Annotated in this window: 21 protein-coding genes and 1 tRNA gene; 8 read left to right on the forward strand and 14 right to left on the reverse strand. The window is 70.7% G+C overall.

The window, feature by feature from the left end; translation table 11 throughout:
- Positions 1 to 64 precede the first annotated feature (64 nt).
- Complete coding sequence (locus IM697_RS05300) at positions 65 to 1,300, forward strand: IS30 family transposase (RefSeq protein WP_194043207.1); 1,236 nt, start codon at positions 65 to 67, stop codon at positions 1,298 to 1,300.
- Positions 1,301 to 1,371: 71 nt separating this feature from the next.
- On the opposite strand, the gene IM697_RS05305 is transcribed toward IM697_RS05300, so the two are convergent.
- From IM697_RS05305 to IM697_RS05340, 8 genes are all read right to left on the reverse strand, one after another.
- Complete coding sequence (locus IM697_RS05305) at positions 1,372 to 2,040, reverse strand: LPXTG cell wall anchor domain-containing protein (protein WP_194045216.1); 669 nt, start codon at positions 2,038 to 2,040, stop codon at positions 1,372 to 1,374.
- Between the two features lie 136 nt (positions 2,041 to 2,176).
- Positions 2,177 to 2,665 carry a hypothetical protein gene (locus IM697_RS05310; RefSeq protein ID WP_194045218.1) on the reverse strand — a complete coding sequence of 163 codons (489 nt, stop codon included), beginning with the start codon at positions 2,663 to 2,665 and terminating at the stop codon, positions 2,177 to 2,179.
- Between the two features lie 65 nt (positions 2,666 to 2,730).
- Positions 2,731 to 3,333 (reverse strand): aminoacyl-tRNA hydrolase, encoded by a 603-nt coding sequence (pth, locus tag IM697_RS05315; RefSeq protein WP_194045220.1) that lies wholly within the window; start codon positions 3,331 to 3,333, stop codon positions 2,731 to 2,733.
- A 76-nt stretch (positions 3,334 to 3,409) separates the two neighbouring features.
- Positions 3,410 to 4,006 carry a 50S ribosomal protein L25/general stress protein Ctc gene (locus IM697_RS05320; RefSeq protein ID WP_194045222.1) on the reverse strand — a complete coding sequence of 199 codons (597 nt, stop codon included), beginning with the start codon at positions 4,004 to 4,006 and terminating at the stop codon, positions 3,410 to 3,412.
- 205 nt (positions 4,007 to 4,211) lie between these two features.
- Entirely contained in the window at positions 4,212 to 5,192 is a 981-nt protein-coding gene (locus IM697_RS05325) for a ribose-phosphate diphosphokinase (protein WP_194045224.1), read from the reverse strand.
- Between the two features lie 85 nt (positions 5,193 to 5,277).
- Positions 5,278 to 6,726, reverse strand: a complete 1,449-nt coding sequence (gene glmU / locus IM697_RS05330; RefSeq protein WP_194045226.1) for a bifunctional UDP-N-acetylglucosamine diphosphorylase/glucosamine-1-phosphate N-acetyltransferase GlmU — start codon at positions 6,724 to 6,726, stop codon at positions 5,278 to 5,280.
- Positions 6,727 to 6,847: 121 nt separating this feature from the next.
- Positions 6,848 to 6,919, reverse strand: a tRNA-Gln gene (locus tag IM697_RS05335).
- A gap of 22 nt (positions 6,920 to 6,941) precedes the next feature.
- The gene (locus IM697_RS05340; RefSeq protein ID WP_194045228.1) at positions 6,942 to 7,802 is read right to left on the reverse strand and encodes a hypothetical protein; all 861 of its coding nucleotides are present in this window, start codon (positions 7,800 to 7,802) and stop codon (positions 6,942 to 6,944) included.
- A 167-nt stretch (positions 7,803 to 7,969) separates the two neighbouring features.
- On the opposite strand from IM697_RS05340, the gene IM697_RS05345 reads away from it, so the two are divergent.
- Positions 7,970 to 9,295 carry a sensor histidine kinase gene (locus IM697_RS05345; RefSeq protein WP_194045230.1) on the forward strand — a complete coding sequence of 442 codons (1,326 nt, stop codon included), beginning with the start codon at positions 7,970 to 7,972 and terminating at the stop codon, positions 9,293 to 9,295.
- A gap of 19 nt (positions 9,296 to 9,314) precedes the next feature.
- Here IM697_RS05345 and IM697_RS05350 read toward each other — a convergent pair whose 3' ends face one another.
- Positions 9,315 to 9,809, reverse strand: a complete 495-nt coding sequence (locus IM697_RS05350) for an SUKH-3 domain-containing protein (RefSeq protein WP_194045232.1) — start codon at positions 9,807 to 9,809, stop codon at positions 9,315 to 9,317.
- 113 nt (positions 9,810 to 9,922) lie between these two features.
- On the reverse strand, positions 9,923 to 10,447 hold the full coding sequence (locus IM697_RS05355) for a YwqJ-related putative deaminase (protein ID WP_194045234.1): 525 nt from the start codon (positions 10,445 to 10,447) through the stop codon (positions 9,923 to 9,925).
- 308 nt (positions 10,448 to 10,755) lie between these two features.
- Here IM697_RS05355 and IM697_RS05360 point away from each other — a divergent pair, with 308 nt between their 5' ends.
- The 3 genes from IM697_RS05360 (at position 10,756) to IM697_RS05370 (ending at position 15,983) form a co-directional block, all read left to right on the forward strand.
- On the forward strand, positions 10,756 to 11,781 hold the full coding sequence (locus tag IM697_RS05360) for an SMI1/KNR4 family protein (protein ID WP_194045236.1): 1,026 nt from the start codon (positions 10,756 to 10,758) through the stop codon (positions 11,779 to 11,781).
- 8 nt (positions 11,782 to 11,789) lie between these two features.
- The gene (locus IM697_RS05365; protein WP_194045238.1) at positions 11,790 to 14,813 is read left to right on the forward strand and encodes an SUKH-4 family immunity protein; all 3,024 of its coding nucleotides are present in this window, start codon (positions 11,790 to 11,792) and stop codon (positions 14,811 to 14,813) included.
- A gap of 279 nt (positions 14,814 to 15,092) precedes the next feature.
- The gene (locus IM697_RS05370) at positions 15,093 to 15,983 is read left to right on the forward strand and encodes a cellulose-binding protein (RefSeq protein WP_194045240.1); all 891 of its coding nucleotides are present in this window, start codon (positions 15,093 to 15,095) and stop codon (positions 15,981 to 15,983) included.
- Between the two features lie 60 nt (positions 15,984 to 16,043).
- On the opposite strand, the gene IM697_RS05375 is transcribed toward IM697_RS05370, so the two are convergent.
- The 3 genes from IM697_RS05375 to IM697_RS05385 all read right to left on the reverse strand — a co-directional run bounded on the left by IM697_RS05375 (position 16,044) and on the right by IM697_RS05385 (position 18,869).
- Complete coding sequence (locus tag IM697_RS05375) at positions 16,044 to 17,663, reverse strand: sodium/solute symporter (protein WP_194045242.1); 1,620 nt, start codon at positions 17,661 to 17,663, stop codon at positions 16,044 to 16,046.
- Entirely contained in the window at positions 17,660 to 18,211 is a 552-nt protein-coding gene (locus IM697_RS05380; protein WP_194045244.1) for a DUF485 domain-containing protein, read from the reverse strand. The genes IM697_RS05375 and IM697_RS05380 overlap by 4 nt, the downstream gene beginning before the upstream one ends.
- Positions 18,212 to 18,383: 172 nt before the next feature.
- Positions 18,384 to 18,869 (reverse strand): GNAT family N-acetyltransferase, encoded by a 486-nt coding sequence (locus IM697_RS05385; protein WP_194045245.1) that lies wholly within the window; start codon positions 18,867 to 18,869, stop codon positions 18,384 to 18,386.
- 131 nt (positions 18,870 to 19,000) lie between these two features.
- On the opposite strand from IM697_RS05385, the gene IM697_RS05390 reads away from it, so the two are divergent.
- The gene (locus IM697_RS05390) at positions 19,001 to 20,182 is read left to right on the forward strand and encodes an alpha/beta hydrolase family protein (RefSeq protein WP_194045246.1); all 1,182 of its coding nucleotides are present in this window, start codon (positions 19,001 to 19,003) and stop codon (positions 20,180 to 20,182) included.
- Here IM697_RS05390 and IM697_RS05395 read toward each other — a convergent pair.
- Positions 20,163 to 21,716, reverse strand: a complete 1,554-nt coding sequence (locus IM697_RS05395) for an MFS transporter (protein ID WP_194045247.1) — start codon at positions 21,714 to 21,716, stop codon at positions 20,163 to 20,165. The genes IM697_RS05390 and IM697_RS05395 overlap by 20 nt on opposite strands.
- A 412-nt stretch (positions 21,717 to 22,128) precedes the next feature.
- Here IM697_RS05395 and IM697_RS05400 point away from each other — a divergent pair, with 412 nt between their 5' ends.
- Together IM697_RS05400 and IM697_RS05405 are read left to right on the forward strand one after the other, a co-directional pair.
- Positions 22,129 to 22,917, forward strand: coding sequence for an ABC transporter ATP-binding protein (locus IM697_RS05400; RefSeq protein WP_194045248.1), 789 nt, complete (start codon positions 22,129 to 22,131; stop codon positions 22,915 to 22,917).
- Entirely contained in the window at positions 22,914 to 25,544 is a 2,631-nt protein-coding gene (locus IM697_RS05405; RefSeq protein WP_194045249.1) for an ABC transporter permease, read from the forward strand. Before IM697_RS05400 ends, IM697_RS05405 begins: the two co-directional genes overlap by 4 nt.
- Positions 25,545 to 25,559: the final 15 nt, after the last annotated feature.

A 25,559-nucleotide genomic window follows, 5' to 3' on the forward strand; every position in this document is an offset into this window, starting at 1 on the left:
GGTGCCCCCGTGCTTCGTACTTGAGTTCTAGTGGTCGTCGCAACACCCCAGCTCAAGGGGTGCGATGGACTTCGAGATCCGCAAGGACAGACGTGGTGGGGGCGGCCGTCGGCTGACGCGTGAGCGGGAGGTATATCTCCAGCTCATGCGTCAGGGGTACAGCAGCAGAGAAGCCTGCCGGATCGTCGGGATCAACCTGCGAACCGGCAAGCGGTGGCGCAACGGCCACCACTCACCGACCTACGGAAAGCCGAAGCCTCCCATCACCGTGGAGGCTTCGGCTTCCGGCCCGTCGCGGTACCTCCGGGAGGAGGACCGCATCTACATCGCCGACCGGCTCCGCGAGAGGGCATCTGTCCGGCAGATAGCCGCTGAGCTGGGCCGCAGCCCGTCGACCATCAGCCGGGAGATACGCCGCAACGGCATGCCACTGCGCGGGGACGCCTCCCGCTGGGCCTACCGGCCGCACGCCGCCCACCGCCGCGCCGAGCAGCGCAGGCCCCGCCCCAAGGCGGGCAAGATCGGGCAGAACCCCGAACTGCGGGGCTTCATCCAGCACCACCTCACACTGCGCTGGAGCCCTGAGCAGATCTGCCAGGCTCTACGGACCGCCTTTCCCGACCGGCCGGAGATGCACGTGGTCCACGAGACGATCTACCAGGCCCTCTACGTCCAGGGCCGCGGTGAACTGCGCCGCGAGCTGACCCGCGCCCTGCGCTCCGGACGGGCCATGCGCCGGCCGCACCGGCAGTCCTACAAGCGCCAGCCCCGGAACATCAGAGACATGGTGATGATCAGCGAGCGGCCCGCCGAAGCCGCCGACCGGGCCGTCCCCGGGCACTGGGAGGGAGACCTCATCATCGGCAAGGAAGGCAAGTCGGCCATCGCCACCCTCGTCGAGCGCAGCACCCGCTACGTCCTGCTCGCACCACTGCCCGAGGACCACAGCGCGGCCAGCACCCAAGACGCCCTGATCGAAGCCGTCACATCGCTTCCGCCGCACCTGAAGCGGTCCCTGACCTGGGACCAGGGCTCGGAGATGGCCACGCACAAGGCATTCACTCTCGCCACCGACATCCCGGTCTACTTCTGCGACCCAGCCAGTCCTTGGCAGCGCGGCTCGAACGAGAACACGAACGGCCTGCTGCGGCAGTACTTCCCGAAGGGCACCGACCTGTCCCGGCACAGCCGGGAGCACCTGGCTGCCGTCGCCGCCGAACTCAACAGCCGCCCACGCAAAACGCTCGGCTGGGAAACCCCAGCCGAGCGCCTCGCTAAGCTCCTGGCCACAGCCAGTTGATCACTTGTGTTGCAACAACCCCTGGAATTCGCCGTACGAGCACGGGGGCACCGCTCATTCAGTCGCGCGCGTCAGGCCTGACGACGCCGGAACGCCAGGTAGCCGCCCACACCCAGCAGCGCCAGGGCGGCCGCGGACAGCAGACCCACCGGAGCACCGTTGCCGGTCTCCGCGAGGTCACCCTCCGCGCCCTGCGCCGACGGGGACGACGACGGGGCGGCCGCGGCCGACGTGGACGGACTCGACGACGGCTCGGCCGTCGACCCGCCCGGCGTCTCCGACTCCGACTCCGAGGCCGACGGCGTGGCCGTACCGCCGCCCTCCTCCTCGTCCGCACAGTCCGTCCAGAACACCTTGTGCTTCGCGGACCCCTTCTCGCCCTCGAAGTTCCAGAACAGCTTGTAGTGCCCGTCGGGCAGCGTCAGGTCCTCGGTACGGCCATGGCCCTCGCCGTCCAGCGTGATCTCGCCGGACTCCACGGTCTCGCCCTTGACGGCGGCCGTCGGGGCCCAGGCCTCGATGTGCCACGAAACCTGCTGGACGCCGTCGAACCCGAACGCGTCCAGATAGAACTCACACACGTGCGGCTCGTTGCGGCGCAACTCCTCGCCGGTGGAGGCGTCATGAATCTTGACGGTGCCGTTGTCACCCGGAGCAGTGGCGTGAGCGGCGGCCGGGGCACAGAGAACGGCGGCCGCGGCGACGGCGGACAGGGCGCCGACGCGGTGGAGGGTACGCATGAGGCAGTTATCCATCTTCGTGAAGGAACGGGAAGATGTGGAGGGGGCGGCTCAGCATCCAGCCCGCACTGACCTCAGGTCAATCACGAACAGACAACACTCACATCCTCCACAGACATGGAGAACGGCACACACCTCAGATCGTCACGAATGCCGCCGTCAGCAACGCGACCCCCGACCCCGCCATCACCCACGCCAACCGCGTCCGCCGCAACCCGCCCGCGACCACGATCGACGCCAGCAACAGCGCCCCACCCATCGGAACCCAGGCATAGAGAACACCCGCGGGCCCGGACCGTACGACATCGTCACTGCCCGGCTTGACCACGACCGTGTACGTCTGCCCCTTGCGCACGGCCACGCTCTTCTCGACGACGACCGACTCGCGCGCCCGCGAACCCTCCGAGACCGGCGTATAGAGACCGCTGCAGGTGTCCGCACCACAACGCGTCACCTCGATCGTGCCGCTCTCCCGGCCCTTCGTGAGCATCACATGATGAGCGGTGCCCCACGAGGCCCACACACCCGCGATCAGGATCAGCACGGCGACCGTGCCCATCGCCGCGACGCGCCCGAACCGCAGCACGGCGACCGCGCCTTGACTGGAAACAACGGCAGAAGGCATGGCCGCGATCCTTGGCCATGCCCGCACGCCCGGTCAACCTCGGCCCGGCCGGACAGCCGGACAAGTCAGGAGTTGTACGTGCTTTGCGCCCGCTCCAGGCCCTCGATCACCAGACACTCCACCGCATCCGCCGCACGGTCCACGAAGTAGTCCAGCTCCTTGCGCTCCGCCGACGAGAAGTCCTTCAGCACGAAGTCGGCGACCGGCATACGCCCCGGAGGACGCCCGATACCGAACCGCACCCGGTGATAGTCCGCGTCCATCACCTTCGTCATCGACTTCAACCCGTTGTGCCCGTTGTCCCCACCACCGAGCTTCAGCCGCAGCATCCCGTAGTCGATGTCCAACTCGTCATGGACGGCGACGATGTTCGCCACCGGCACCTTGTAGAAATCACGCAAGGCGTTCACCGGCCCACCCGACAGATTCATGTACGACATCGGCTTCGCGAGAATCACCCGCCGGTTCGCCGGCCCCGGCGGACCGATACGGCCCTCCACCACCTGCGCCTGCGCCTTGCCCGCCCGCTTGAACCGCCCCCCGATCCGCCCGGCCAGCAGATCGGCCACCATGAACCCGACGTTGTGCCGGTTCATGGCGTACTCCGGCCCGGGATTGCCGAGGCCCACGATCAACCACGGGGCATTGGCGTCGGTCGTCACGTCCATGTCTCCTTGATACGCGTCGGCCGCTGCCCCGCACGGGAACAGCGGCCGACGAACCGTCGAAAACGGCCGGCGAGGATCAGGCCTCGGCAGCCTCTTCGCCCTCGGCCGCCTCGCCCTCCGGGGCCTCCTCGGCCTGCGCGGACAGCACCTGGAGAACCACCGCGTCCTCCTCGACGGCCAGCGTGGTCCCCTTCGGCAGGGTGATGTCCTTGGCCAGGATGGAGGCACCGGCCTCCAGACCCTCCACGGACACCGTGACGGACTCGGGGATGTGCGTGGCCTCGGTCTCGACCGGCAGCGTGTTCAGCACGTGCTCCAGCAGGTTGCCACCCGCGGCCAGCTCGCCCTCGGTGTGCACCGGGATCTCGACCGTGACCTTCTCGCCACGCTTCACCAGCAACAGGTCGACGTGCTCCAGGAAGCCCTTGATCGCGTCACGCTGCACGGCCTTCGGGATCGCCAGCTCGTTGGTCTTGCCGTCGATGTCCAGGGAGATCAGGACGTTCGGCGTACGCAGCGCCAGCAGCAGGTCGTGGCCCGGAAGCGTCAGGTGCAGCGGGTCGGCACCGTGCCCGTACAGAACACCCGGAACCTTCGCGTCACGACGGATACGACGGGCGGCACCCTTACCGAACTCGGTGCGGGTCTCGGCGGAGATCTTTACCTCGGACATGCGGATCACTCCTCGCAGAAACTAGGAACGGACGTGGTCACCCGGCCACGAACGGCCTGCTACGAAGAGCGCGTCGATAACGGACCACCGCATCCCGCAGAAACGGAAACGGCCTCCCTCGCCGAGCAACTGAAACAGTCTACTCGGACCCGGAGGCCGCACCCAAAACGATCTCTACAGCAAAGGATCCCTACAACAAGGATCCCTACTGCTCGTCGAACAGACTCGTCACCGAACCGTCCTCGAACACCTCACGCACCGCCGACGCGATCGTCGGCGCGATCGACAGCACCGTCAGCTTGTCCAGATCCCGGCTCAGCTCACCCGGCGTCGGCAGCGTGTTCGTGAACACGAACTCACTCACCCGCGAGTTCTTCAACCGGTCGGCCGCCGGCCCCGACAGCACACCGTGCGTCGCCGTCACGATGACATCCTCCGCACCATGCGCGAACAGCGCGTCCGCCGCCGCACAGATCGTGCCACCCGTGTCGATCATGTCGTCGACCAGCACACACACCCGGCCCTTGACCTCACCCACGACCTCGTGGACGGTCACCTGATTCGCCACGTCCTTGTCCCGCCGCTTGTGCACGATGGCGAGAGGAGCACCCAACCGGTCACACCAGCGGTCCGCCACCCGCACCCGCCCCGCGTCCGGAGACACGACCGTCAGCTTCTCCTTGTCCACCTTGTCGCCCACATAGTCCGCGAGCAGAGGAAGAGCGAAGAGGTGATCGACGGGGCCGTCGAAGAAACCCTGAATCTGGTCGGTGTGCAGATCCACCGTCAGGATGCGATCCGCACCCGCCGTCTTCATCAGATCCGCGATCAGACGCGCCGAGATGGGTTCACGCCCACGGTGCTTCTTGTCCTGCCGCGCGTAACCGTAGAACGGCACGATGACCGTGATGGAGCGAGCCGACGCGCGCTTCAACGCATCGATCATGATCAACTGCTCCATGATCCACTGATTGATCGGAGCCGTGTGGCTCTGGATCACAAAGCAGTCAGCGCCACGCGCCGACTCCTGGTAACGGACATAGATCTCACCGTTGGCGAAATCGAAGGCCTTCGTCGGGACAACCCCGACACCCAGCTCGTGGGCGACCTCCTCGGCAAGCTCGGGGTGGGCGCGGCCGGAGAAGAACATCAACTTCTTCTCGCCGGTCGTCTTGATCCCGGTCACAGCACTGTCTCCTCAGAGGTGTCTCAGCTGGGTGTGCGGGTGTGCACTTATCACGGTACGCCGTGTTTGACGCGCCCGTTTCCGGTCAGTCCTCGCTCTCGACCTGCCGAGAAGCCGCCTCCGCCGCCTTCGCGGCAGCACTGCCCGGACGCTTACGAGCCACCCAACCCTCGATATTCCGCTGCTGACCACGGGCCACGGCCAGCGAACCGGGCGGCACATCCTTCGTGATCACAGACCCGGCAGCGGTGTACGCACCGTCCCCGACCGTGACCGGAGCCACAAACATGTTGTCCGACCCGGTACGGCAGTGCGAGCCGACCGTGGTGTGGTGTTTGTCCTGTCCGTCGTAATTCACGAAGACGCTCGCCGCACCGATGTTGCTGTACTCACCGATCGTCGCGTCACCGACATAGGACAGATGCGGGATCTTCGTCCCCTCACCGATCGAGGCGTTCTTCGTCTCGACGTACGTACCGATCTTGCCCTTGGCGCCCAGCCGCGTCCCGGGCCGCAAATAGGCAAACGGCCCCACACTCGCCTGCGCCCCGACCACCGAACTGTCGGCCACCGTGTTGTCCACCCGCGCCCCGGCACCGACCCTGGTGTCCGTCAGCCGGCTGTTGGGCCCGACCTCCGCGCCCGCGCCGACATGGGTGGAGCCCCGCAGCTGCGTACCCGGCTGCACGACCGCGTCCTGCTCGAACGTGACCGTCACATCCACCCAGGTCGTCGCCGGATCGACGACCGTGACGCCGGCGAGCATCGCCGCCGTCAACAGCCGGTCGTTGAGAATCCGCCGCGCCTCGGCGAGCTGCACCCGGTTGTTGATCCCGGCGATCTCACGGTGATCGGCGGCGACGGACGCACCGACGCGGTGACCGGCCTCGCGCAGAATGCCGAGCACGTCGGTCAGATACTCCTCGCCCTGGCTGTTGTCGGTCCGCACCTTGCCCAGAGCGTCGGCGAGGAGCCGTCCGTCGAAGGCGAAGACGCCCGAGTTGATCTCCCGGATCGCCCGCTGGGACTCGGACGCGTCCTTGTGCTCGACGATCGCCGTCACGGCCCCCGAGGCCCCGTCCCGCACGATCCGCCCATAACCGGTCGCGTCCGGCACCTCGGCGGTCAGCACGGTCACGGCGTTGCCGTCGGAAGAGTGGGTGGCGGCGAGGCGGGTCAGGGTCTCCCCGGTGAGAAGCGGAGTATCTCCGCAGACGACGACCACGGTCCCGTCGACCGTGTCGCCCAGCTCCTCCAGGGCCATCCGCACGGCATGCCCGGTGCCGTTCTGCTCGGCCTGCACGGCGGTGCGCACCTCGGGGTCGATCTCGCCGAGCCGGGCGGTGACCTGCTCACGGGCGTGGCCGACCACGACGACGAGATGCTCGGGGTCCAACTCACGCGCGGCGGCGAGCACATGCCCCACGAGGCTGCGTCCGCAGATCTCGTGCAGGACCTTGGGTGTGGCCGACTTCATACGGGTGCCCTCACCCGCTGCGAGAACGACGACGGCTGCCGGGCGAATGGCGCTCACGGTTTGCCCTTCGGATGTGGCGGGGTGGGTGACATCCGCAGGATACCGGGGTGTTTTGTGGGGGGTATGGGAGCGGGCCCTGACTGAGCTGTTGGCAGTCAGGGCCCGAACCGAGCATGTGCTCCCCCGCCAGGACTCGAACCCGGACAGATGGCACCAAAAGCCACAGTGCTGCCAATTACACCACGGGGGAATATCTCGACCAAACCGGACATTTAGTCAGGTCGTCGAGCGGCGCCTCCTACTATGCCGTACCAAGCGCCTTCCATGCGACGATACAAGTCGGCGCTCTTCAATACGTAGATGATCAGGCAGCCGCGATACGCCTCCGAGGTGTTCTTCCGGCTCGTCTTCGGGTTGTGCTTCTTGAGTGTCGCCTTCTGGAACGTGGTTGGATCCACGCCTACGAGTTGAGCCCAGAACTCTTCGGCGTCCGCCACGTTGGCCGACTCGTGGATGCTCACCCGGAAGCGCAGGCGCTCGCGCTCTACGCCGAGTACGTCGAGCCAGCGCAGGAAGAACCTGATGACGTTCGGGTCGCTATTGATGAAGTGCAGTCGCTCCCGGCGGCTGTACGCCTTGTCCTTGGCGCCCTCGGCCCAGTAGAGGACCACACCGGCCAGAAACACCTCCCGGTCGGACAGGTCGCCTACCGCTTGCTTGGCGGTTGCCTTCGCATGCTGGCGTTCCTCCTCGCGACGCTTCAGCGTGGCCTCCCAGCCTCGCCTGGCGATAGCCGAAGCCTCCTCGGGAGTGCGCTTGCGCTCCGGCTTCGGCAGATCCCGCACCCACAGCGAGATCGAACTCTTCGAGCACCCCAGCTCCACCTGGATCTGGTCGTACGTCCAGCCCTGGAGCCGCAGCTCCCGTGCCTTGTCCCGTAGGTCGTCCTTCGCGTTCGGGCGCCGCGTCCAAGCCGGCGGTGGCTCGCCCTCCAGCAGCCGGTTGAGGATGTCGTTGTTGTCGACGTGCAGCCGGTCGCGGATCTGGCGTCGGCTGAGCCCCGCGCGCCGCAGCGCCACCGCCCGCTCCCGCAGCCCCTCGAAGTCGGAGTATTTGCCCTGTGGATGTGCCATGGGCATACCGTCCGGGCGGAATGATCGCTTCCGGCGTCGAACAGTGAGCGATTCAGCAGTTCGAGGGATATCGGGCGGTTTCGCTTTCGTTCGGTTACGGACTGTGGTGTAGGCCAGTCCGCAAAACTCGCCAGAAATCCACCGCCGCGCGCCCGTAGGCTGGAGGCATGACCACGACGGGGGAAGAGCGCGCCGAGGTCCCGCCGGGGGTGGGGCCGTGGTGGTGGGGCCGGGTGCGCAGTGCGGTGCTGGACGTCGGTTTGGGCGTCGTGTCCGCGGTGGAGTGCGGTGTCGAGGGGGTCCGGTTCGCGGGGGACGCGGGGATTCCGGAGGCCGCGGGGGTGGTGTTCGGGGTGCTGGCCGGTTCGGTGCTGGTGCTGCGGCGCCGGTGGCCGATCGCGGTCGTGCTGGTGTCCATCGCCGTGCTGCCCGCGCAGATGGGGTTCCTGCTGGGCATCGTCGGGCTGTACACGCTCGCCGCTTCCGAGCTGCCGAGGCGGATCATCGCGTCGTTGGCCGGGATGTCGTTCGTCGGCACGTTGATCGTGATGTTCGTGTGGATGCGGCAGGGCGTGGACCGGGGCGAGCTGAGTTTCGGGGACTGGGTGGTGCCGTTCGCGTCGCTCACCACGGCGCTCGGCGTGACCGCGCCGCCGTTGCTGCTGGGGCTGTATGTGGGGGCCAGGCGGCGGCTGATGGAGAGCTTGCGGGAGCGTGCGGACAGCCTGGAGCGGGAGTTGCAGTTGCTCGCGGAGCGGGCGGAGGAGCGGGCCGAGTGGGCGCGGGGCGAGGAGCGGACGCGGATCGCGCGGGAGATGCATGACGTCGTCGCGCATCGGGTGAGTCTGATGGTGGTGCATGCGGCTGCGCTGCAGGCGGTGGCTCGGAAGGATCCCGAGAAGGCGGTGAAGAACGCGGCGCTGGTGGGGGACATGGGCCGGCAGGCGTTGACCGAGTTGCGGGAGATGCTGGGGGTGCTTCGCAGCGGGGGTGCCGGTGCGGAGAAGGCCCAGCGGGTTGTCGTACCGCTTGCCGCTGTGGGGGTTGCCGCCGCTGCCGCGGCCGATCGGGAGCGGTCCGGTGGTGATGAGAGAGGTGCCGAGGGGCCCTGTCTGTCCGAGTTGGACGAGTTGATCGAGCAGTCGGCGGCCGCGGGGATGGCCGTGGATGTGTCCGTGGAGGGCGAGACGCGGGCGTATGCGCCGGAGGTCGAGCAGACGGCGTATCGCGTGGTGCAGGAGGCGCTGACGAACGTGCACAAGCATGCGGCGGGCGCGAAGACGCATGTGCGGCTGGCGCATCGGGTGTCGGAGATCGCGATGCAGGTGGAGAACGAGCCGCCGCCGGAGTCGGCGTCGTCGGCTCGGTTGCCGTCGGGGGGCAACGGTCTGGTGGGGATGAAGGAGCGGGTCGTCGCGTTGGGCGGGGTGTTTGTGTCCGGGCCGACGGATGCGGGGGGTTTTCGGGTGTCGGCGGTGATTCCGGCGGCGTGAGGCGGGCTGTTGTCCGGGCTCAGCCGGTTGTGAGTCGTACCGGTTCGGTGCCTGCGACGAGGCCGGCGAGGGCTTGGTCGATGTCGGGGCCGAGGTACCAGTCGCCGGTGTGGTCGAGGGCGTAGACGCGGCCGTCGGTGTCGATGGCGAGGAGGGCCTGGGTGTCGGTCTCGGCGCCGAGGGGGCAGACCTCGGTGTCGAGGGCGCGGCCGAGGTCGCCGAGGGTGCGGGCCATGTGGAGGCCGTGGAGCGGGTCGAAGTGGAGGTGGGCGGGGGCGATCTGGCGGCCGGGGCCGGTGGGTGTGATGTGCAGGCCGCCGAACTCGGCCCAGGCTTCGACGGCGGCGGGGAAGACGGCGTGCCGGTGGCCGGCGGGTGAGGTGTGTTCGCGCAGGCTGTCGGCCCAGACCTCGGCCTGTTTGATGTCCCAGCGTCCGGGCTGCCAGCCGGCGGCGCGCAGGGCGGCGTCGACGGGGACGGGGAAGCGGGTGGTTGAGGTGCGGTCGGTGTGCATCTGCCCTTCGATCGTCGAGTGCGCCGGGTGTCTCGGCAGCGCCTGGCCGCCCGGCTGGGTGCGGTCGTACTGGTGGATCCGGTGGATCCGCTGGATCCGGTGGATGTGGCGGGTCAGCCGCCTGCTGCCGTCGGGTCGACGATACGGACGCCGAAGTGGGCGCTGAGGGCGGTGCAGGCGCGGCAGGGGGCGGCGAAGCTGCCGTGCAGGGGGTCGCCGTCCTCGCGGATGCGGCGGGCGGTGAGCTTGGCCTGTTTGAGGGCTTTGCGGGCTTCGCCGTTGGTCATGGGTTTGCGGGCGGCGCGTTTGCTGCGGGCGGCGTCGGCGGCGGTGATGTGGCGTGAGATGAGGATGGTCTCGGCGCAGCGGCCGGTGAAGCGGTCGCGTTCGCCGCTGGTGAGGGTGTCGAGGAAGTCCTGTACGAGGTGGTGCAGCTCGGGGGGCTGGTCGCCGCGGGCGGCGGTGCCGGTGAGTGTGGCGCCGCGGACGGAGAGGGCGGCGGCGACGGTGGGGAGTATGCCGTCGCGGCGGTGGTGGAGGGCGGGCGCGTGCGTGGTTTCGGTGGCGCTCCAGCCGATTCGGGGGTCGCCGGACCTCGCGGAGTGCGGCCCTGTCTGCGTCGCGTTCATGATCATCATCCCCTCCCGAGCATCCCCCGTGCATGCTCTCGGACGTCACAGAGTGCCAAATGCCGTGGCGGGTGCGGAAGCTGGGGCGACGCGACACGCCCGGGTTTGGGCTGGCTGTCACGGTGGGGTGACGGCTGGTCACGGAAGCGGAGGGGGTGATGACCGGTGCCGGTGACCGGTGTCGTCGTACCGCATAGGCTGTCTGCACCGCTTTCCATGCGGTGACGCGTGGACGCAGACGAGACAGTCGATACGTGGCGTTGTGACCGAGAGTGGTCGTGGCGGCGCGTATCAGAACGCCGCAGGGGGCAACCGCCATGACGACAGGTCGGCTCGGGCTGGGGGCACCTCCCGGCCGCCAGGCCGGGGGACAAGCCGCGCCGCCGAACGCGGCCTACGCCGGGCAGGTCGTGCATTTCCCGGATCCGGTACGGGCGTCCCGTCACCCGAGAGGAGTACGGGTCGACGAGCGGGGTTACCCCGACTTCTCGCCGTACGCGCGTGCGGCGGCTCAGATCGCGGAGCCGCCGGAGGGGTTCGGCGTCGACGAGCTGCGGCTGACGGACTATGTGTCGGCGAACGCGGCGCTGGCGGCGTCGGGGCACGAGTTGTGGGACACGGTGCCGGCGGTGGCGACTCCGCACGGCTGGACCTGGCATCACGTGGTGGGCACGCGGCGGCTGGAGTTGGTTCCGGTCGAGGTGAAGGCGCTGCTCAGGCATCACGGTGGGATCGCCACGTCGGCGGTGGACCAGAACAAGCGCGGGACGCGGCCGTTGCAGGAGACGCGGCCGGCGCACTTCCGGCTGCCGAAGTCGGGTGTGGCGGTGACGGAGGCGCAGGCGCAGGGTGTCGAGGAGGACCTCGGGTATCGGCTGCCTGGTGCGTATCGGTCGTTTCTGAAGGCGGCGGGCGGGTGTGCGCCCGTGGGGACCGCGTTGGACGCGGAGTTGGGCCTGCTGGTCGACCAGCCGCTGTTCACGGTGCGGGACGAGGCGGCGGTCAATGACCTGGTCTACGTCAACAAGTGTCTGCGCGACCATCTGACCAAGGACTATCTGGGTGTCGGCTTCGTCCAGGGCGGGCTGCTGGCCGTGAAGGTGAAGGGCGAGCGGATCGGTTCGGTGTGGTTCTGCGCGTACGACGATGCGCGGGACGTGGATCCCTCGTGGCCGCCGGCGGAGCGGGTGGAGCGGCTGCTGATGCCGTGCGGTGAGGACTTCGACGCGTTTCTGTCCCGGCTGGCGGGTTCTCCGCCGGAGTTGGAGACGGTGGCGAATCTGATGGTGGACGGTGGGTTCGCGCGTGTGGTGCCCGTCGCGGCCGCGGCTGTGGGGGAGTGAGCTTCGCGATGGTGACGTTCGCACAGGCGCAGGAGCGCGCCGAGGAGTGGATCAACGGGGACCTGCCGGCGTACCAGCATCGTGAGGTGCGGGTGCGGGAGTTCGAGCGTGGGTTCGTGGTGTGGGCGGAGGACCGCGCGGACGGGCCGAGTTCGGACGGCGGCGCGCAGCGGCTGGTGATCGCCCGGGACAGCGGGGAGGCCACGCTGTGGCCCGCGCTGCCGGTGGGTGAGGTGATTCGCCGGTACGAGGAGGAGTACGGCCGTGCGGGCGCGGCCGCGGAGCCTGCGCCGGCTGCTCCGGCGAGGGTGGATCTGAACCAGACGTCGTTTTTGCTGACTCCGCCGGAGTGGTTGCAGGAGGCGGCCAATCAGTTGGGGGTTCCGGATCGGCGGGGTGGGGCTCCGGGTTCGGGTTCGGAGTCGGGTTCGGGTTCGGATTCCGATGGTGCCGGGTTGCCCGGGTCCTCGGCCGCTCCGTCGCCTGCGATGCCTGATGTGCCCGACGGGGCCACTCCGTGGGCGGGGACGGACACCAACGCCGATGCGGGTGAGGACCGTTCCGTGCCGTTGCCGGAGACGGTGTTCGCGCCGCCGCTCAGCGGTGACGACAGCACGCCGCCGGACGCCGCGACGGCCCTGATGTCGGGCGGCAGCCAGCTTCCGCCGACGGCGGTTTCGCCGGCGGTGGACGATGAGGAGGCGGAAGGTGCGGCGGGTGCCCCGGGTGCGTCGGGGAGCACGCCGCCGCCTCCGCCGGGGGCGCCGTCGTACGGGTACCCGCAGGGTGCGGGTGCGCCCGGTACGCCGCCGCCCGCACCCTCCTACGGCTACCCGCAAGGTGGGCCCGCCGGTGCGCCCGGTGCGCCGCAGGCTCCGGGTGCTCCCGGGGCGCCGGGGCAGCCGTCCGCGCCGAATGCCGGGGACATCGCCGATGCGGTGACGAGCAAGGCGGAGCCGCCTCGGGCGCGGGGCGGGGTTGCGCCGCCTCCGCCGCCGGGGGTGCCGGGTGCGCCGTCGGCTCCGGGTGCGTCGGGTGGCGGTTACGTGCCCACGCAGCTTGTGTCGTCGCTCGGGCCCGATGGGCCGCAGGACGCCCCCGGGACCGGGGCTCCCCAGGGTCCCGGTGCGCCGAACCCGCCCGGCCTTCCGCAGCCGCCCGGTGCTCCGGGCGCGCCCGGCATGCCCGGCGCGCCGCAGCCTCCGGGTGCCCCCAACCCGCCCGGTACGCCTGGTGGTACGCCCCCCGGTGGGGTGCACCACGCCGCGACCGTGCTGGCCGAGCCGAGCGGTATGGGCGGCGCGCCGCAGCCGCCCGGTCCCCCGAACCCGCCCGGCATCCCCAACGCGCCGGGTACTCCGGGTGCCCCGGGCATGCCCGGCGCGCCGCGGCCGCCCGGTGCCCCGGGCGCTCCCGGCTCCTCGGGCGGTGCGGGAGGTGCCGTGCACCACGCGGAGACCGTGCTGGCCGGGCCCCCGGTGGGCGGGCCCGGGGTGCCGCCGCCGCAAGCTCCGGGCGCTCCCCAGGCTCCGGGCGCTCCGGCTCCGGGTGTTCCGCAGGCTTCGGGGGCTCCGGCCCCCGGCGCGCCGCAGCCTCCGGGCGGCCCTGGCATGCCCCCAGGCGCCCCCGGCATGCCACCGGCTGGACCGGGTATGCCGCCTCCCGGTGCTCCCGGTGCTCCCGGTGCTCCCGGTGCTCCCGGTGCTCCCGGTGCTCCCGGTGCTCCCGGTGCTCCTGGTGCTCCTGGTGCTCCTGGTGCTCCTGGTGCTCCCGGTGCTCCCGGTGCACATGGCGCTCCGCAGGCCCCGGCCGCTCCGGCTCAGGGTGCTGCTCCGCCAGCTCCGGGCGCCCCGGCTCCCGGCGCCCCGGCTCCCGGCGCTCCCGGCGCCCCCACCCCGGGCATGCCCGGCGCGCCCCAGCCCCCCATGCCCCCAGGCGCCGTCCCACCCCCGCCCGGTCACCCCGGCCCCGGCCAGCCCGGCCACCCCGCCCCCGGCCACCCGGCGCAGCAAGGCCCGCCCCAGCCCTCGTACGGCTACCCCCCACAACCCACCGGCCAGCCCACCGTCGGCCCCGGCTACCAGGCCGTCCTTCGCTACCGTGCGCAGGACGGGTCGGAGCAGCAGCTCATTCGGCGTTCCGCGCCGGGTACGCCGCACCCGGAGTGGCAGATCTTCCATGAGCTGCGCGGTATGAACGTGCCGCCGGATCAGGTGCTGGAGCTGCACACCGAGTTGGAGTCGTGCGAGCTGCCGGGTGCGTACTGTGCGCGGATGATCCGGGAGCAGTGGCCGCAGGCGCGCATCACGTCCATCGCGCCGTACGGCACGGATCACGCGAGCCGGCAGCAGGGCATGCAGCAACTGCTCGTTCACCAGGGCGAGTTGCACGAGGTGGCCGACGGACCCGCGCGTCCGGCCCCGGTGCGCGCCCCGCTGCCGCAGGTGCAGTCGGCGCCGCCGATTCCGCCGGAGGGCGTGGCGCAGGAGCTGGCGGGGGCGTTCGGTCCGGGTCTCTTCCGGTTCGAGCAGGCCGCCGTGTCCCGGCAGGGCGTGCCGCCGGTCGTGGCGCACAGCCTGGTGGTCGGCGGTCTGCCGATGGACATGGGTCCGTTCTTCTGGGCGCAGGCCCAGCCCGGGCGGCCCGTGCCGACGCTGGCGGAGCTGGCGCAGGAGCGCGGGGTGCAGCCGGCGTCGGACGCGGGGTCGTACCTCGTCATGGGCAGCGACTTCGGCAAGGCCGTCTGTGTGCAGTACGGGACGGCGAACATCGTCGCCGTGCCGGTGGAGGCCGGCCCGGGCGGTGCGCCCGTACCGCCGCAGTTCGTGAACACCGGCCTGCCGGAGTTCCAGCGCTGCCTGGCGCTGCTCGGCCGGATGTGGCGGCTTCGGTTCGGTCTCAACCAGGAGCAGGCGGGCCGCTGGACCGTCGACTTCCAGGCCCAGCTCGCCTCTCTCGACCCGGCGGCGCTCGGCTCGCCGGAGAGCTGGTGGTCGGTGCTGCTGGAGCAGATGTGGGACGGGTTGCTGTGACGCCACCCGGCCGCCGCTGACAGCGCCGGCCGAGTGGTGTGCGAAAGGGCCGGCCCCGGTGTACGACCGGGTCGGCCCTTTCGCATCCCTTTCGCGTCCCTTTCGTATCCCTGTCCTATGCCCTCTGCCGTGTTCCGGCGCCTCTTCCCTCCGCCCTCCGCGCCTCCCGTGCCCCGCCCCTCGCCCGGAGTGTCGCGTTATGAGCCTCTCCATCCGATACATCAAGATGTGCGCTAAATCATCATTTTCGTAGCCGTTCGATGGAGAGGGGTTCTCAGGATGAGCAGCGCACCGGTCTCGCTCCACGACTTCGTCGTCGTACGAGGGCGTGGCTACCGTCCCGACCAGGTCGACGCCTATGTCGACGCCCTCTTCCGCGACCGGGACGCCGCCTGGGAACGGGCCGCGCGGCTCACCGTGCTGGCCAAGGAGATGGAGGCCGAGGCGGAGCGGCTGCGGGAGGAGGTGGCGCAGCTCGCCCCGCAGACGTACGAGTCGCTCGGGGAGGGGGCGCGCCGGCTCTTCGAGATGGTGCAGGAGGAGGCCGAGGCCGTGCGCGAGCGCGCGCGGCAGGACGCACAGCGCCTGAAGGACGAGGTGCAGGCGTGGGTGAACGGCCTGCGGGACGCGGCTCAGGAGCACGCCGACGCCCTGCTCGCGGAGGCCGACGCCTATGTCGATCAGCGGCTGCTCCCGGCGCGCGACGAGTCGGACGAGATCCGGGTCGCCGCCCGGCGCGCGGTGCGTGACGAGCGCGGACTGGAGCTTCTCGCGCTGCGCGAGCTGCGGCAGCGCACCACCCGGATGCTCACCGAGCAGGCCGCGGAGCACGCCGAGCGGTGGGCCGAGCTCGAGCGGGAGACCGAGGAGCGGCTGGCCGCGCAGGAGGCGGTGGAGCGGGAGCGGCAGACGCGGGCCGAGGCGGCGCTGGCCGAGGCGAAGCAGGCGTTCGCGGAGGCGGAGGCCTCGTCCCGGCAACTGGAGGAGGAGGCGCAGGCCCGCGCGGCGGAACTGCTCGCGCGGGCCCGGGAGAAGTCGGAGGAGATCGCCCGGGAGACGGAGCGGGTGCTGCGCGAACACGGTGACATGTGGGACGACGTACGGACCCACATCGGCCAGATGCGCAACAGCCTCTCCGCGCTCACGGGGCAGGCCGCCGCCCTGGAGTGAGCCGGCACACCGGATCGCCCCGGACCCTCCGGCTCCCTCCGGCTCCCTCCAGTCACCGGATCACCTCTGATCCGCGCCCCTGCGCACCGCCCCCGCCAGGATCCACCCCTCCACGGCCTCGTACTGCCGCCGCTGCTCCTCGGACTCCCGCCGCCCCGACACGACCGTCCCGAGCCACCCGAGCAGGAACCCGGCCGGGATCGACACCAGTCCGGGCGTGGTGAACGGGAACCAGTTGAAGTCGGCGTCGGGGAACGCCGAGATGGGTGAGCCGGAGACCAGATTCGTCCACGGCATCAGCGCCAGCACGACCGCCGAACCGCCGATCAGGGTCCACAGCAGGCCGGCCCGGGTGTACCGGCGCCAGAAGAGGCTGTAGACGAGGGCCGGGGCGATGGCCGAGGCGCCCAGGGTGAAGGACAGGGTGACCAGCGGCTGGAGGCTGCGGTTCTGGACCATCGTCGCCAGCACGATCGCCGGGACGCCCACCGCCAGCGCCGACAGCCGTGCCACCGTCATCTCGTGACGGCCGCTCAGCTCCCGTACCCGGGTGGCGAACACGTCATGGGCGAGGGAGTTGGCGCAGGAGAGGATCATGCTCGCCACCGAGGCGAGCACGGTCAGGAAGATGGCCGTGGTCACCGCCGTGAACAGCAGGGACTCCGCGGTCGAGACATCGGCGCCGAAGACGGCCCTGGAGGCCAGCAGATACGCCGTGTTGCCCTGCGGGTCCGCCCCGGCGATCACCTCCCGCCCGATCAGCGCCGTCGCCCCGAAGCCGACCACGGTGATCACCAGCACGAACAGCGCCACGCTCGACACCGCCCAGGACATCGACCGCCGCACCTGACGGGCGCCGCTCGCCGTGTACATACGCATGGTGATGTGCGGCAGCACCGCGCCGCCGAGGACGACCGCGAGCTGGGAGCTGATCATGTCGAGGCGGGGATACGAGCCGCCCGCGAACTGAAGGCCCGACTCCAGGAACGCCGAGCCGACCCCGCTGCGCCCGGCCGCCGCGTCGAACAGCGCGCCCGGGTCCCAGTCGAAGCGCCGCAGCACCAGTACGGCGACCACCGCGCCCGACCCGAGCAGCATCACCATCTTCAGGATCTGGATGAGGGCGGTGCCCTTCATCCCGCCGATCGCCGCGTAGCTGATCATCAGCACGCCCAGCCCGATGATGCACCCGGTCTTGAGGGAGTCGCCGGAGAAGCCCAGGATGAACGCCAGCAACTGCCCGGTCCCCGCCAGTTGCACCAGCATCAGCGGCAGCAGCGCGGCCAGCGTCACCGCGCACGCCGCGATGCGTACGCCCCGCCCGGGCATACGGCGTGCCAGCGCGTCGCCCATGGTGAACCGGCCCGCGTTGCGCAGGGGTTCGGCCAGCAGGAACATCAGCAGCATCAGCGACAGGGTCGTGCTCAGCGCCAGCACGATCCCGTCGTAGCCGCACAGCGCGATCACGCCGGTGGTGCCGAGCACGGTGGCCGCGCTGATGTAGTCGCCCGCGATCGCCAGGCCGTTGCGCATGGGGGACAGGGAGCTGTAGCCCGTGTAGAACTCGTCGAGGTCGTCGCGGTCCGGGCCGGTCATCACGCACAGCAGCAGCGTGATGGTGGCCACGGCGCAGAAGGCGACCAGCGACATCGCCTGCGCGTTCCCACTGAAGTCCGTCATCGCCCGGCTCCCCTCTTGGCGTCCAGCGCGGCCTCCTTGCGGATGCGGTCCGCGAGCGGGTCGACGTAGCGCCGGGCGGTGTGCTCGTAGAGACCTATCGCCAGCCAGGTGACGGGCAGTTGCAGCAGCGCGAGCAGGAGTCCCGCGGGCAGCCCGTCGGCGACCGTGCCGGTCATGAACCCGGGTGCGAAGGCGGACAGGATCAGAAACAGCGTGAAGTACCCGAGCGCGGTGAGCGTCGCCACGCGCCGCTGCCAGCGGTAGGCGCCGCGCAGGACCCTGAGGTCGCTGTGGTGCCCGAGCGGCGGGTGGTCCGGGGCGCGGTGCCGTGGGGGTGCCGCGGGTGGCTGGGGCGGGGCGGGTGGTCGCCAGGGGTACGTGGCGTACGACGGGGAGGGGGGCGGCGACGGGGAGGGTGGCGAAGGGGACGGCGTATACGGGTCGTACGGGGTGTACGGGGCGCGCGGGTCGTACCGGTCTTGCGGGTGGTGAGGGTCGTACGGGTCGTACGGGTCGTGCCGGTCGTGCCGGTCGTGCGGGGAGGACATCCCGGTGCTCCTTGCGTGGCTCGGGTCCGGTGCGGCGGACCGCAGGGAGGTGGGGGGCGGCGAGCCACGCACGTTACTTCGGAGTACCGGCCAACGCGAGGGTTTCACCAAACTGAGCGGTCGGTATGCGCTTGCTATGCCAAACCGTGCCTGACCTGGGGTGTTACCCGGATTAACTCAGACTTTTGTTGCGGTAGCGGATCCCGGGGCGGCCGTCGATGGTGATGTTCTCCACGACCGAGAAGCCGTTGCGCTCCAGGACGGCCCGGGAGCCGAGGTTGTCCAGGGTCGTGATCGCGACCAGGGACGTCAGCCCGTACGCCGTCCCCGCCAGCCGGCACACCTGAGCGACCGCCGCCGTGGCGACGCCCTTGCCCGCCGCCTGTTCGCCCACGCGGTAACCGAGTTCGGCACAGCCGTCCTCGACGTCGACCAGGTTGACCCGCCCGAGGAGGCGTCCCTCGCCGGACAGCACCACATGGGAGTGGCAGATCCCGGCGTCCTGTTCGGCCAGCAGCGCCCTGAGGCGGGCCGTGAATTCGGCGAAGTACGCGTCCCCGCGATCCGGCACCGTCCGGGCGAAGTACTCCCGGTTCTCGCGCTCGAAGGCCAGCAGGGCGTCGGCGTGGTCGGCGCGCAGGCGCTCCAAGGTCACCATGGGGGAAGGGTATGCGCCCGTGTCGCGGTGGTCGTCCGACTCCGGTACGACACCGCTACCCCCACGGGCACCCCCGCACTACGCCCCCGGCCTGACGCCAGGCCGGGGGTCCGCGGCCTACCGTCCTCCGCATGAACAGATCACGCCTCTTAGCGCTGGCGGCGTCCGCCGCGCTCGTGCTCGGACCTGCCCTGACCCTGCCCGCCGCCGGCGCGGAGCCGGCCCCCGCCCCTGTCCCCGCCTCCGCCGCCCCTGCCCCCGCCGCCCCGGTCGCCGCTTCGGCCCAACTGCCCCGCCCCACCGGCCCGCACCCCGTCGGCCGCAGCACCCGCCACCTCGTCGACACCGACCGCCCGGACCCCTGGGTGCCGTCCGCCGGGCCGCGTCAGCTCATGGTGTCCATGTACTACCCCGCCCGCCCCGGCACCGGCGGACCGACGGCCCCGTACATGACCACCGAAGAGGCCCGGTTCCTGCTGGAGTTGAGGGCGCCGGACGCCACCGTCGCGCCGGAGGCGATCAGCGGCGTCCGCACCTGGGCGCACCCCGACGCCCGCCCGGCGCACGGCAGGTTCCCGCTGGTCGTGCTCTCACCCGGGTTCACGTTCCCGCGCGCCACCCTCACCGGCCTGGCCGAGGACCTCGCCAGTCGCGGATACGTCGTCGCGCTGGTCGACCATCCGTACGAGAACGCCGGTACGACCCTGCCCGACGGGCGCACGCTGCCCTGCGCCATCTGCGACGAGTTCTCCTCGATCGGCGGCTCGACCGTCGCCGAGAGCCGGGCGCGGGACGTGTCGTTCGTGCTCGACCGGCTGACCGGGCGGCATCCGGCGTGGCGGCACGCGCGCGTGATCGACGCCGGGCGGATCGGGATGGCCGGGCACTCCATCGGCGGCAATGCCGCGGCCGCGACGATGGCCGGCGACGCGCGCGTGCGGGCCGGCGCGAACATGGACGGCAGCTTCTTCTCCGCGGTCCCCGGCGGCGGTCTCGACGGGCGGCCCTTCCTGATGCTCGGGGCCGAGGACCGGCTGGGCGACAAGACCTGGCGCCAGAGCTGGGCCGACCTGGACGGCTGGAAGCGTTGGCTGACCGTCGCCGGGGCCGATCACGGCTCCTTCACCGACGTCCCTCTCCTCGCGGAGCTGGCCGGCATCCCGGACACCGCGCCGATGCCGTATGAGCGCTCGCAGGTCCTCACGCGCGCGTACGTCGCCGCGTTCTTCGACCTGCATCTGAAGGGCGTGCCGCAGCCGGCGCTCGACGGCCCGTCGCCGGACAGCCCCGAGGTCACCGTCCGTCTTCCTTGAGGGCACCCTCCTTGGGGACGTCTTCCCTGAGGACGTCTTCCCTGAGCACCGGGAACCGTCTCGGCGCCAGCAGCAATAGCACCAGGAAGGCCAGCGCCGCCGCGCACGACGCCCCCAGATACACGGCGTGCACCGCGTCGGCGATGGCCCGCCTGGTGGCCTCCGGAGCCCCGCCGCCGGAGTCCAGCGCCCGCGTCACCGAGTCCAGGTCGCTCGCCCCGCCGAGCCGCGCCGCCAGTACGCCGTTGGCCACCGCGCCGAACAGCGCCGCGCCCACCGTCTGGCCGGTCTGCCGGCAGAACAGCACCGACGCCGTCGCCGTCCCGCGCTCCGACCAGCCGACCGTCGACTGCACGCCGATGATCAGCGGCAGTTGGAACAGGCCCAGCGCCGCCCCGAGCAACAGCATCAGCAGCATCGGCTGCCATGCCTGCCCCGGATACGGCAGGAACAGGAACGCCAGCAGGATCAGCGCGGCCGTGCCGATCCCCAGCATCGCCGTGTTGCGGAAGCCGATCCTGCGGTACACGTGCTGGCTCAGCGCCGCCGACACCGGCCAGCTCAACGTCCAGACGGACAGCACGAATCCGGCCGCCACCGGGGCCAGGCCGAGGACCGCCTGGGCGTAGGTGGGCAGGAACACCGTGGGCGCCACCATCAGCAGCCCCAGCGCGCCGAGCGCCAGGTTCACCGCCGCGATCGTCCGGCGCCGCCACACCCACCCGGGGATGATCGGCTCGGCCGCCCGGCGCTCCACCAGCACCACGACCACCGCCAGCGCCAGCCCCGCAGCGAACAGGGCGAGCGACGGCCCCGACAGCCACGGCCAGGCCACCCCGCCCTGCACCAGCGCCGTCAGCAGCACGCCCCCGCACGCGAACACCGCCAGCGCGCCCGCCCAGTCGACACGCGCGCGCGTGCCCGCCGCCTCGCGCTCCGGCTCGTGCAGATGACGCACGATCAGCCACAACGCCACCGCCCCGATGGGCAGGTTGACGAGAAAGATCCAGCGCCAGTCCGCGTACGCCGCCAGCACACCGCCCAGCCCCGGCCCGGCCACCGCCGACAGCGCCCACACCGTCGACAGCCTGGCCTGGATCTTCGGGCGTTCCTTCAGCGGGTACAGATCGGCGGCCAGCGTCTGGACCGTGCCCTGAAGGGCCCCGCCGCCCAGCCCCTGCACGATCCGGAACGCGATCAGCGCCGCCATGTTCCAGGCCACCGCGCACAGCAGCGACCCCAGCAGGAACACCGCCGCGCCCGCGATCAGCACCGGCTTGCGGCCGAAGGTGTCGGAGAGCTTGCCGTAGACCGGCAGCGTCACCGTCACGGCCAGCAGATAGCCGGAGAAGAGCCAGGAGAAGACCGAGAAGCCGCCCAGGTCGCCGACGATCTGCGGTACGGCCGTGGAGACGATGGTGGAGTCGAGCGCGGCCAGTGCCATCGCCAGCATCAGGGCCGCGACCACCGCCCCGCGTCTGTCGGTTCCGGTGCGCCCTGCGGTGTCGCGTATCGCGGGTCTCGGACTGCCCACCGGGTTCCTCTCTGTTGCTTTCCCCTTGCACCTATCTGCCGCCGAACAGCTTCCCACTTGACCCTGACGTCGCGGGAGGGTGGAACCTGGACGGGCCCGAGGGGGGAGAGGACCCTGGGCGCCCTCCGCCGTGGGGTGGACGGCCCCTAGGGGGACCTCCGTACTACGTCTCGGGGAGGGTTGGTACCGCCGGAGGACGAGACGGTGCCAGGGCCGTCCTTAATCTGGCTTTACGCCGCCGGGGGGCGGTTGACCGAACCGGCGGGGGTGGGGTTTTCCCCCGTACAAGACGGGGCTCGGCACCAGCGCGCCGGACCCCTGCGCGGCGCCAGACTCAACGACGTACCCAGCTTTCGACGTACCGGGCACACCGCCTCGTACGTTCATCCGCGACCGACATAGGAGACATACCGTGACATCGGCTGTGACCATTCCCAGGCACGGGGGCACTGGAGGGCGTACGGCCGTTGCCGCGCGGGCGCGGCAGGTCGTCAAGGCGTACGGGTCGGGGGAGACCCGTGTCGTCGCGCTCGACCACGTCGACGTGGACATCGCGCGTGGCCAGTTCACCGCGATCATGGGCCCCTCGGGGTCCGGCAAGTCCACCCTCATGCACTGCCTCGCCGGGCTCGACACCGTGACGTCGGGCCAGATCTACCTCGACGAGACCGAGATCACCGGCCTGAAGGACAAGAAGCTCACCCAGCTGCGCCGGGACCGGATCGGCTTCATCTTCCAGGCGTTCAACCTGCTGCCGACGCTCAATGCCATCGAGAACATCACGCTGCCCATGGACATCGCCGGCCGCAAGCCCGACAAGCAGTGGCTCGCGCGCGTGGTCGACACCGTCGGCCTCTCCGACCGGCTCAAGCACCGGCCCACCCAGCTCTCCGGCGGCCAGCAGCAGCGCGTCGCCGTGGCCCGCGCCCTGGCCGCGCGGCCCGAGATCATCTTCGGTGACGAGCCGACCGGAAACCTCGACTCGCGCGCGGGCGCCGAAGTGCTCGGCTTCCTGCGGCGGTCCGTCACCGAGCTCGGGCAGACCATCGTGATGGTCACGCACGACCCCGTCGCCGCCTCCTACGCGGACCGGGTGCTGTACCTCGCCGACGGCCGCATCGTCGACGAGATGTACAAGCCGACCGCCGACGCCGTCCTGGACCGCATGAAGGACTTCGACGCCCGGGGGCGTACGTCATGACCGTCCTGAAGACCTCGATGCGCAACTTCTTCGCGCACAAGGGGCGCATGGCCCTGTCGGCCGTGGCGGTGCTCCTGTCGGTGGCCTTCGTGTGCGGCACGCTCGTGTTCACCGACACGATGAACACCACCTTCGACAAGCTCTTCGCCGTCACCTCCTCCGACGTCACCGTCAGCCCCAAGGACGCCGGCGACGAGGACGACGGCAACGGCACGGGCCGGCCCAGCTCGCTGCCCGCCTCGACCGTCGAGCAGGTCGCGGCCGTGGACGGCGTGCAGAAGGCGGAGGGCGCGGTCGCCTCGACGAACGTGACCGTCGTCAACTCCGAGAACAAGAACATGGGTTCCTCCACCGGCGCGCCCACCTTCGCCGGGAACTGGACCCAGAACGACCTGAAGTCCATGGAGATCACCTCCGGGCACGCCCCGCGCGGGCCCACCGAGGTCATGGTCGACGCGGACACCGCCGACAAGCACGACCTGAAGCTCGGCGACGAACTGCGCACCATCGCCGCCACGGGAGACATCCGCGCGAAGATCGTCGGCATCGCCTCCTGGAAGGTCACCAACCCGGGCGCGGCCGTCGTCTACTTCGACACCGACACCGCCCAGCGGGGGCTGCTCGGCGCCCCCGACCGCTTCACACAGGTCTCCGTCACGGCGGCGAACGGCGTGAGCGACGCCCAGCTCAAGCGGAACGTCGCGCAGGCACTGGACGGTGCGTCGGGTGGCGCGTCCGGCGACGCGTCCGGCGGGGCGTCCGGTGGCGCGTCCGGCGGTGCGTACAAGATCCAGACGGCCAAGGAGAACGCCGACGAGAACCGCAAGGACGTCGGCGAGTTCATGGACATCATCAAGTACGCCATGCTCGGCTTCGCCGGGATCGCGTTCCTGGTCGGCATCTTCCTGATCATCAACACCTTCTCGATGCTGGTCGCCCAGCGCACCCGTGAGATCGGCCTGATGCGGGCGATCGGCTCCTCGCGCCGGCAGGTCAACCGGTCCGTGCTGGTGGAGGCGCTGCTGCTCGGCCTCATCGGCTCGGTGCTCGGGGTGGGCGCCGGCGTCGGCATCGCGGTCGGCCTGATGAAGCTGATGTCGATGGCAGGCATGAACCTCTCCACCGACGACCTCACGGTGACGGCGACGACCCCCGTGGTCGGCCTGGTCCTGGGTGTGGTGGTCACCGTCCTGGCCGCCTACCTCCCCGCCCGCCGCGCCGGCAAGGTCTCCCCGATGGCCGCCCTGCGCGACGCCGGAACGCCGGCCGACGGCAAGGCGGGTCTGGTGCGCGGCCTGATCGGCCTGGTGCTGACCGGCGCGGGCGCCTTCGCCCTGTACGCGGCCGGCACGGCCGACAAGGCGAGCGACGGGGCGCTGATGCTGGGCGCCGGAGTGGTGCTGTCCCTGATCGGCTTCGTGGTCATCGGCCCGCTGCTCGCGGGCGTCGTCGTCCGGGTGATCAGCGCGGTCCTGCTGCGGGCCTTCGGACCCGTGGGCCGCATGGCCGAGCGCAACGCGCTGCGCAACCCGCGCCGCACCGGTGCCACGGGCGCCGCCCTGATGATCGGCCTCGCACTGGTGGCCTGTCTGTCGGTGGTCGGCTCCTCGATGGTCGCCTCGGCCACCAGCGAGCTGGACAAGTCGGTCGGCGCTGACTTCATCGTCATGCGCGGCCAGCAGATGATCGTCCCGGACGCCGAGGAGGCGATGCGGCAGACGCCGGGCCTGGCGCACGTCACCCGCTCCAAGGACGTCAACGCCACCCTGACCTCGCCGGACGGCAAGACCGACGACACCGGGCTCACGGCCGCCGACCCGACCTACGCCGAGGACCTGCGCCGTACGACGACGGAGGGCACCCTGTCCGCCGCCTACGGCAAGGACGCCATGTCGGTCGGCTCCGACTACGCCACGAAGCACGGCGTGCACGTCGGCGACACCATCACCGTCGCCTTCAAGGGCGGCGAGACGGCGAAGCTGAAGGTCGCGGCCATCACGGACGACGACACCTCCTTCGACCAGGGCGCGCGCTACACCAGCATCGAGACGCTGCGGAAGTACCTTCCCGCCGACCGGATTCCGCAGAGCCAGATGCTGCTCGGCAAGGCGAAGGAAGGCCAGGAGGAGGCGGCGTACGCGGCCCTGAAGAAGGCGCTGCACGACTATCCGCAGTACCCGGTCCGCGACCAGACCGACTACAAGGAGGAGCTCAAGGACCAGATGGGCCAGCTCCTGAACATGATCTACGGCCTGCTGGCCCTGGCGATCATCGTGGCCGTCCTGGGCGTGGTGAACACCCTGGCCCTGTCGGTGGTGGAGCGCACCCGTGAGATCGGCCTGATGCGGGCGATCGGCCTCTCCCGCCGCCAGCTGCGCCGCATGATCCGCATGGAGTCGGTGGTGATCGCCCTGTTCGGCGCCCTGCTGGGTCTGGGGCTTGGCATGGGCTGGGGCGCGACGGCCCAGAAGCTGCTGGCTCTGGAGGGCCTGAACGTCCTCGACATCCCGTGGCCGACGATCATCGGCGTCTTCATCGGCTCGGCCTTCGTGGGCCTGTTCGCGGCGCTGGTGCCGGCGTTCAGGGCGGGCCGGATGAACGTCCTGAACGCGATCGCGACCGAGTAGCCACCGCATACGGGG

The sequence above is a fragment of the Streptomyces ferrugineus genome, assembly GCF_015160855.1.
GTDB lineage: Bacteria > Actinomycetota > Actinomycetes > Streptomycetales > Streptomycetaceae > Streptomyces > Streptomyces ferrugineus.

Bases quoted from the DNA above. Each gene is read 5' to 3' on its own strand.
- IM697_RS05390 (WP_194045246.1), top strand. From the start codon at position 19,001: ATGAACAGATCACGCCTCTTAGCGCTGGCGGCGTCCGCCGCGCTCGTG.
- IM697_RS05300 (WP_194043207.1), top strand. From the start codon at position 65: ATGGACTTCGAGATCCGCAAGGACAGACGTGGTGGGGGCGGCCGTCGG.
- IM697_RS05370 (WP_194045240.1), top strand. From the start codon at position 15,093: ATGAGCAGCGCACCGGTCTCGCTCCACGACTTCGTCGTCGTACGAGGG.
- IM697_RS05340 (WP_194045228.1), bottom strand. From the start codon at position 7,802: ATGGCACATCCACAGGGCAAATACTCCGACTTCGAGGGGCTGCGGGAG.
- IM697_RS05345 (WP_194045230.1), top strand. From the start codon at position 7,970: ATGACCACGACGGGGGAAGAGCGCGCCGAGGTCCCGCCGGGGGTGGGG.
- IM697_RS05365 (WP_194045238.1), top strand. From the start codon at position 11,790: ATGGTGACGTTCGCACAGGCGCAGGAGCGCGCCGAGGAGTGGATCAAC.
- IM697_RS05360 (WP_194045236.1), top strand. From the start codon at position 10,756: ATGACGACAGGTCGGCTCGGGCTGGGGGCACCTCCCGGCCGCCAGGCC.
- pth (WP_194045220.1), bottom strand. From the start codon at position 3,333: ATGGACGTGACGACCGACGCCAATGCCCCGTGGTTGATCGTGGGCCTC.
- IM697_RS05320 (WP_194045222.1), bottom strand. From the start codon at position 4,006: ATGTCCGAGGTAAAGATCTCCGCCGAGACCCGCACCGAGTTCGGTAAG.
- IM697_RS05350 (WP_194045232.1), bottom strand. From the start codon at position 9,809: ATGCACACCGACCGCACCTCAACCACCCGCTTCCCCGTCCCCGTCGAC.
- IM697_RS05380 (WP_194045244.1), bottom strand. From the start codon at position 18,211: ATGTCCTCCCCGCACGACCGGCACGACCGGCACGACCCGTACGACCCG.
- IM697_RS05305 (WP_194045216.1), bottom strand. From the start codon at position 2,040: ATGCGTACCCTCCACCGCGTCGGCGCCCTGTCCGCCGTCGCCGCGGCC.
- IM697_RS05310 (WP_194045218.1), bottom strand. From the start codon at position 2,665: ATGCCTTCTGCCGTTGTTTCCAGTCAAGGCGCGGTCGCCGTGCTGCGG.
- IM697_RS05385 (WP_194045245.1), bottom strand. From the start codon at position 18,869: ATGGTGACCTTGGAGCGCCTGCGCGCCGACCACGCCGACGCCCTGCTG.
- IM697_RS05355 (WP_194045234.1), bottom strand. From the start codon at position 10,447: ATGATGATCATGAACGCGACGCAGACAGGGCCGCACTCCGCGAGGTCC.
- IM697_RS05405 (WP_194045249.1), top strand. From the start codon at position 22,914: ATGACCGTCCTGAAGACCTCGATGCGCAACTTCTTCGCGCACAAGGGG.
- IM697_RS05375 (WP_194045242.1), bottom strand. From the start codon at position 17,663: ATGACGGACTTCAGTGGGAACGCGCAGGCGATGTCGCTGGTCGCCTTC.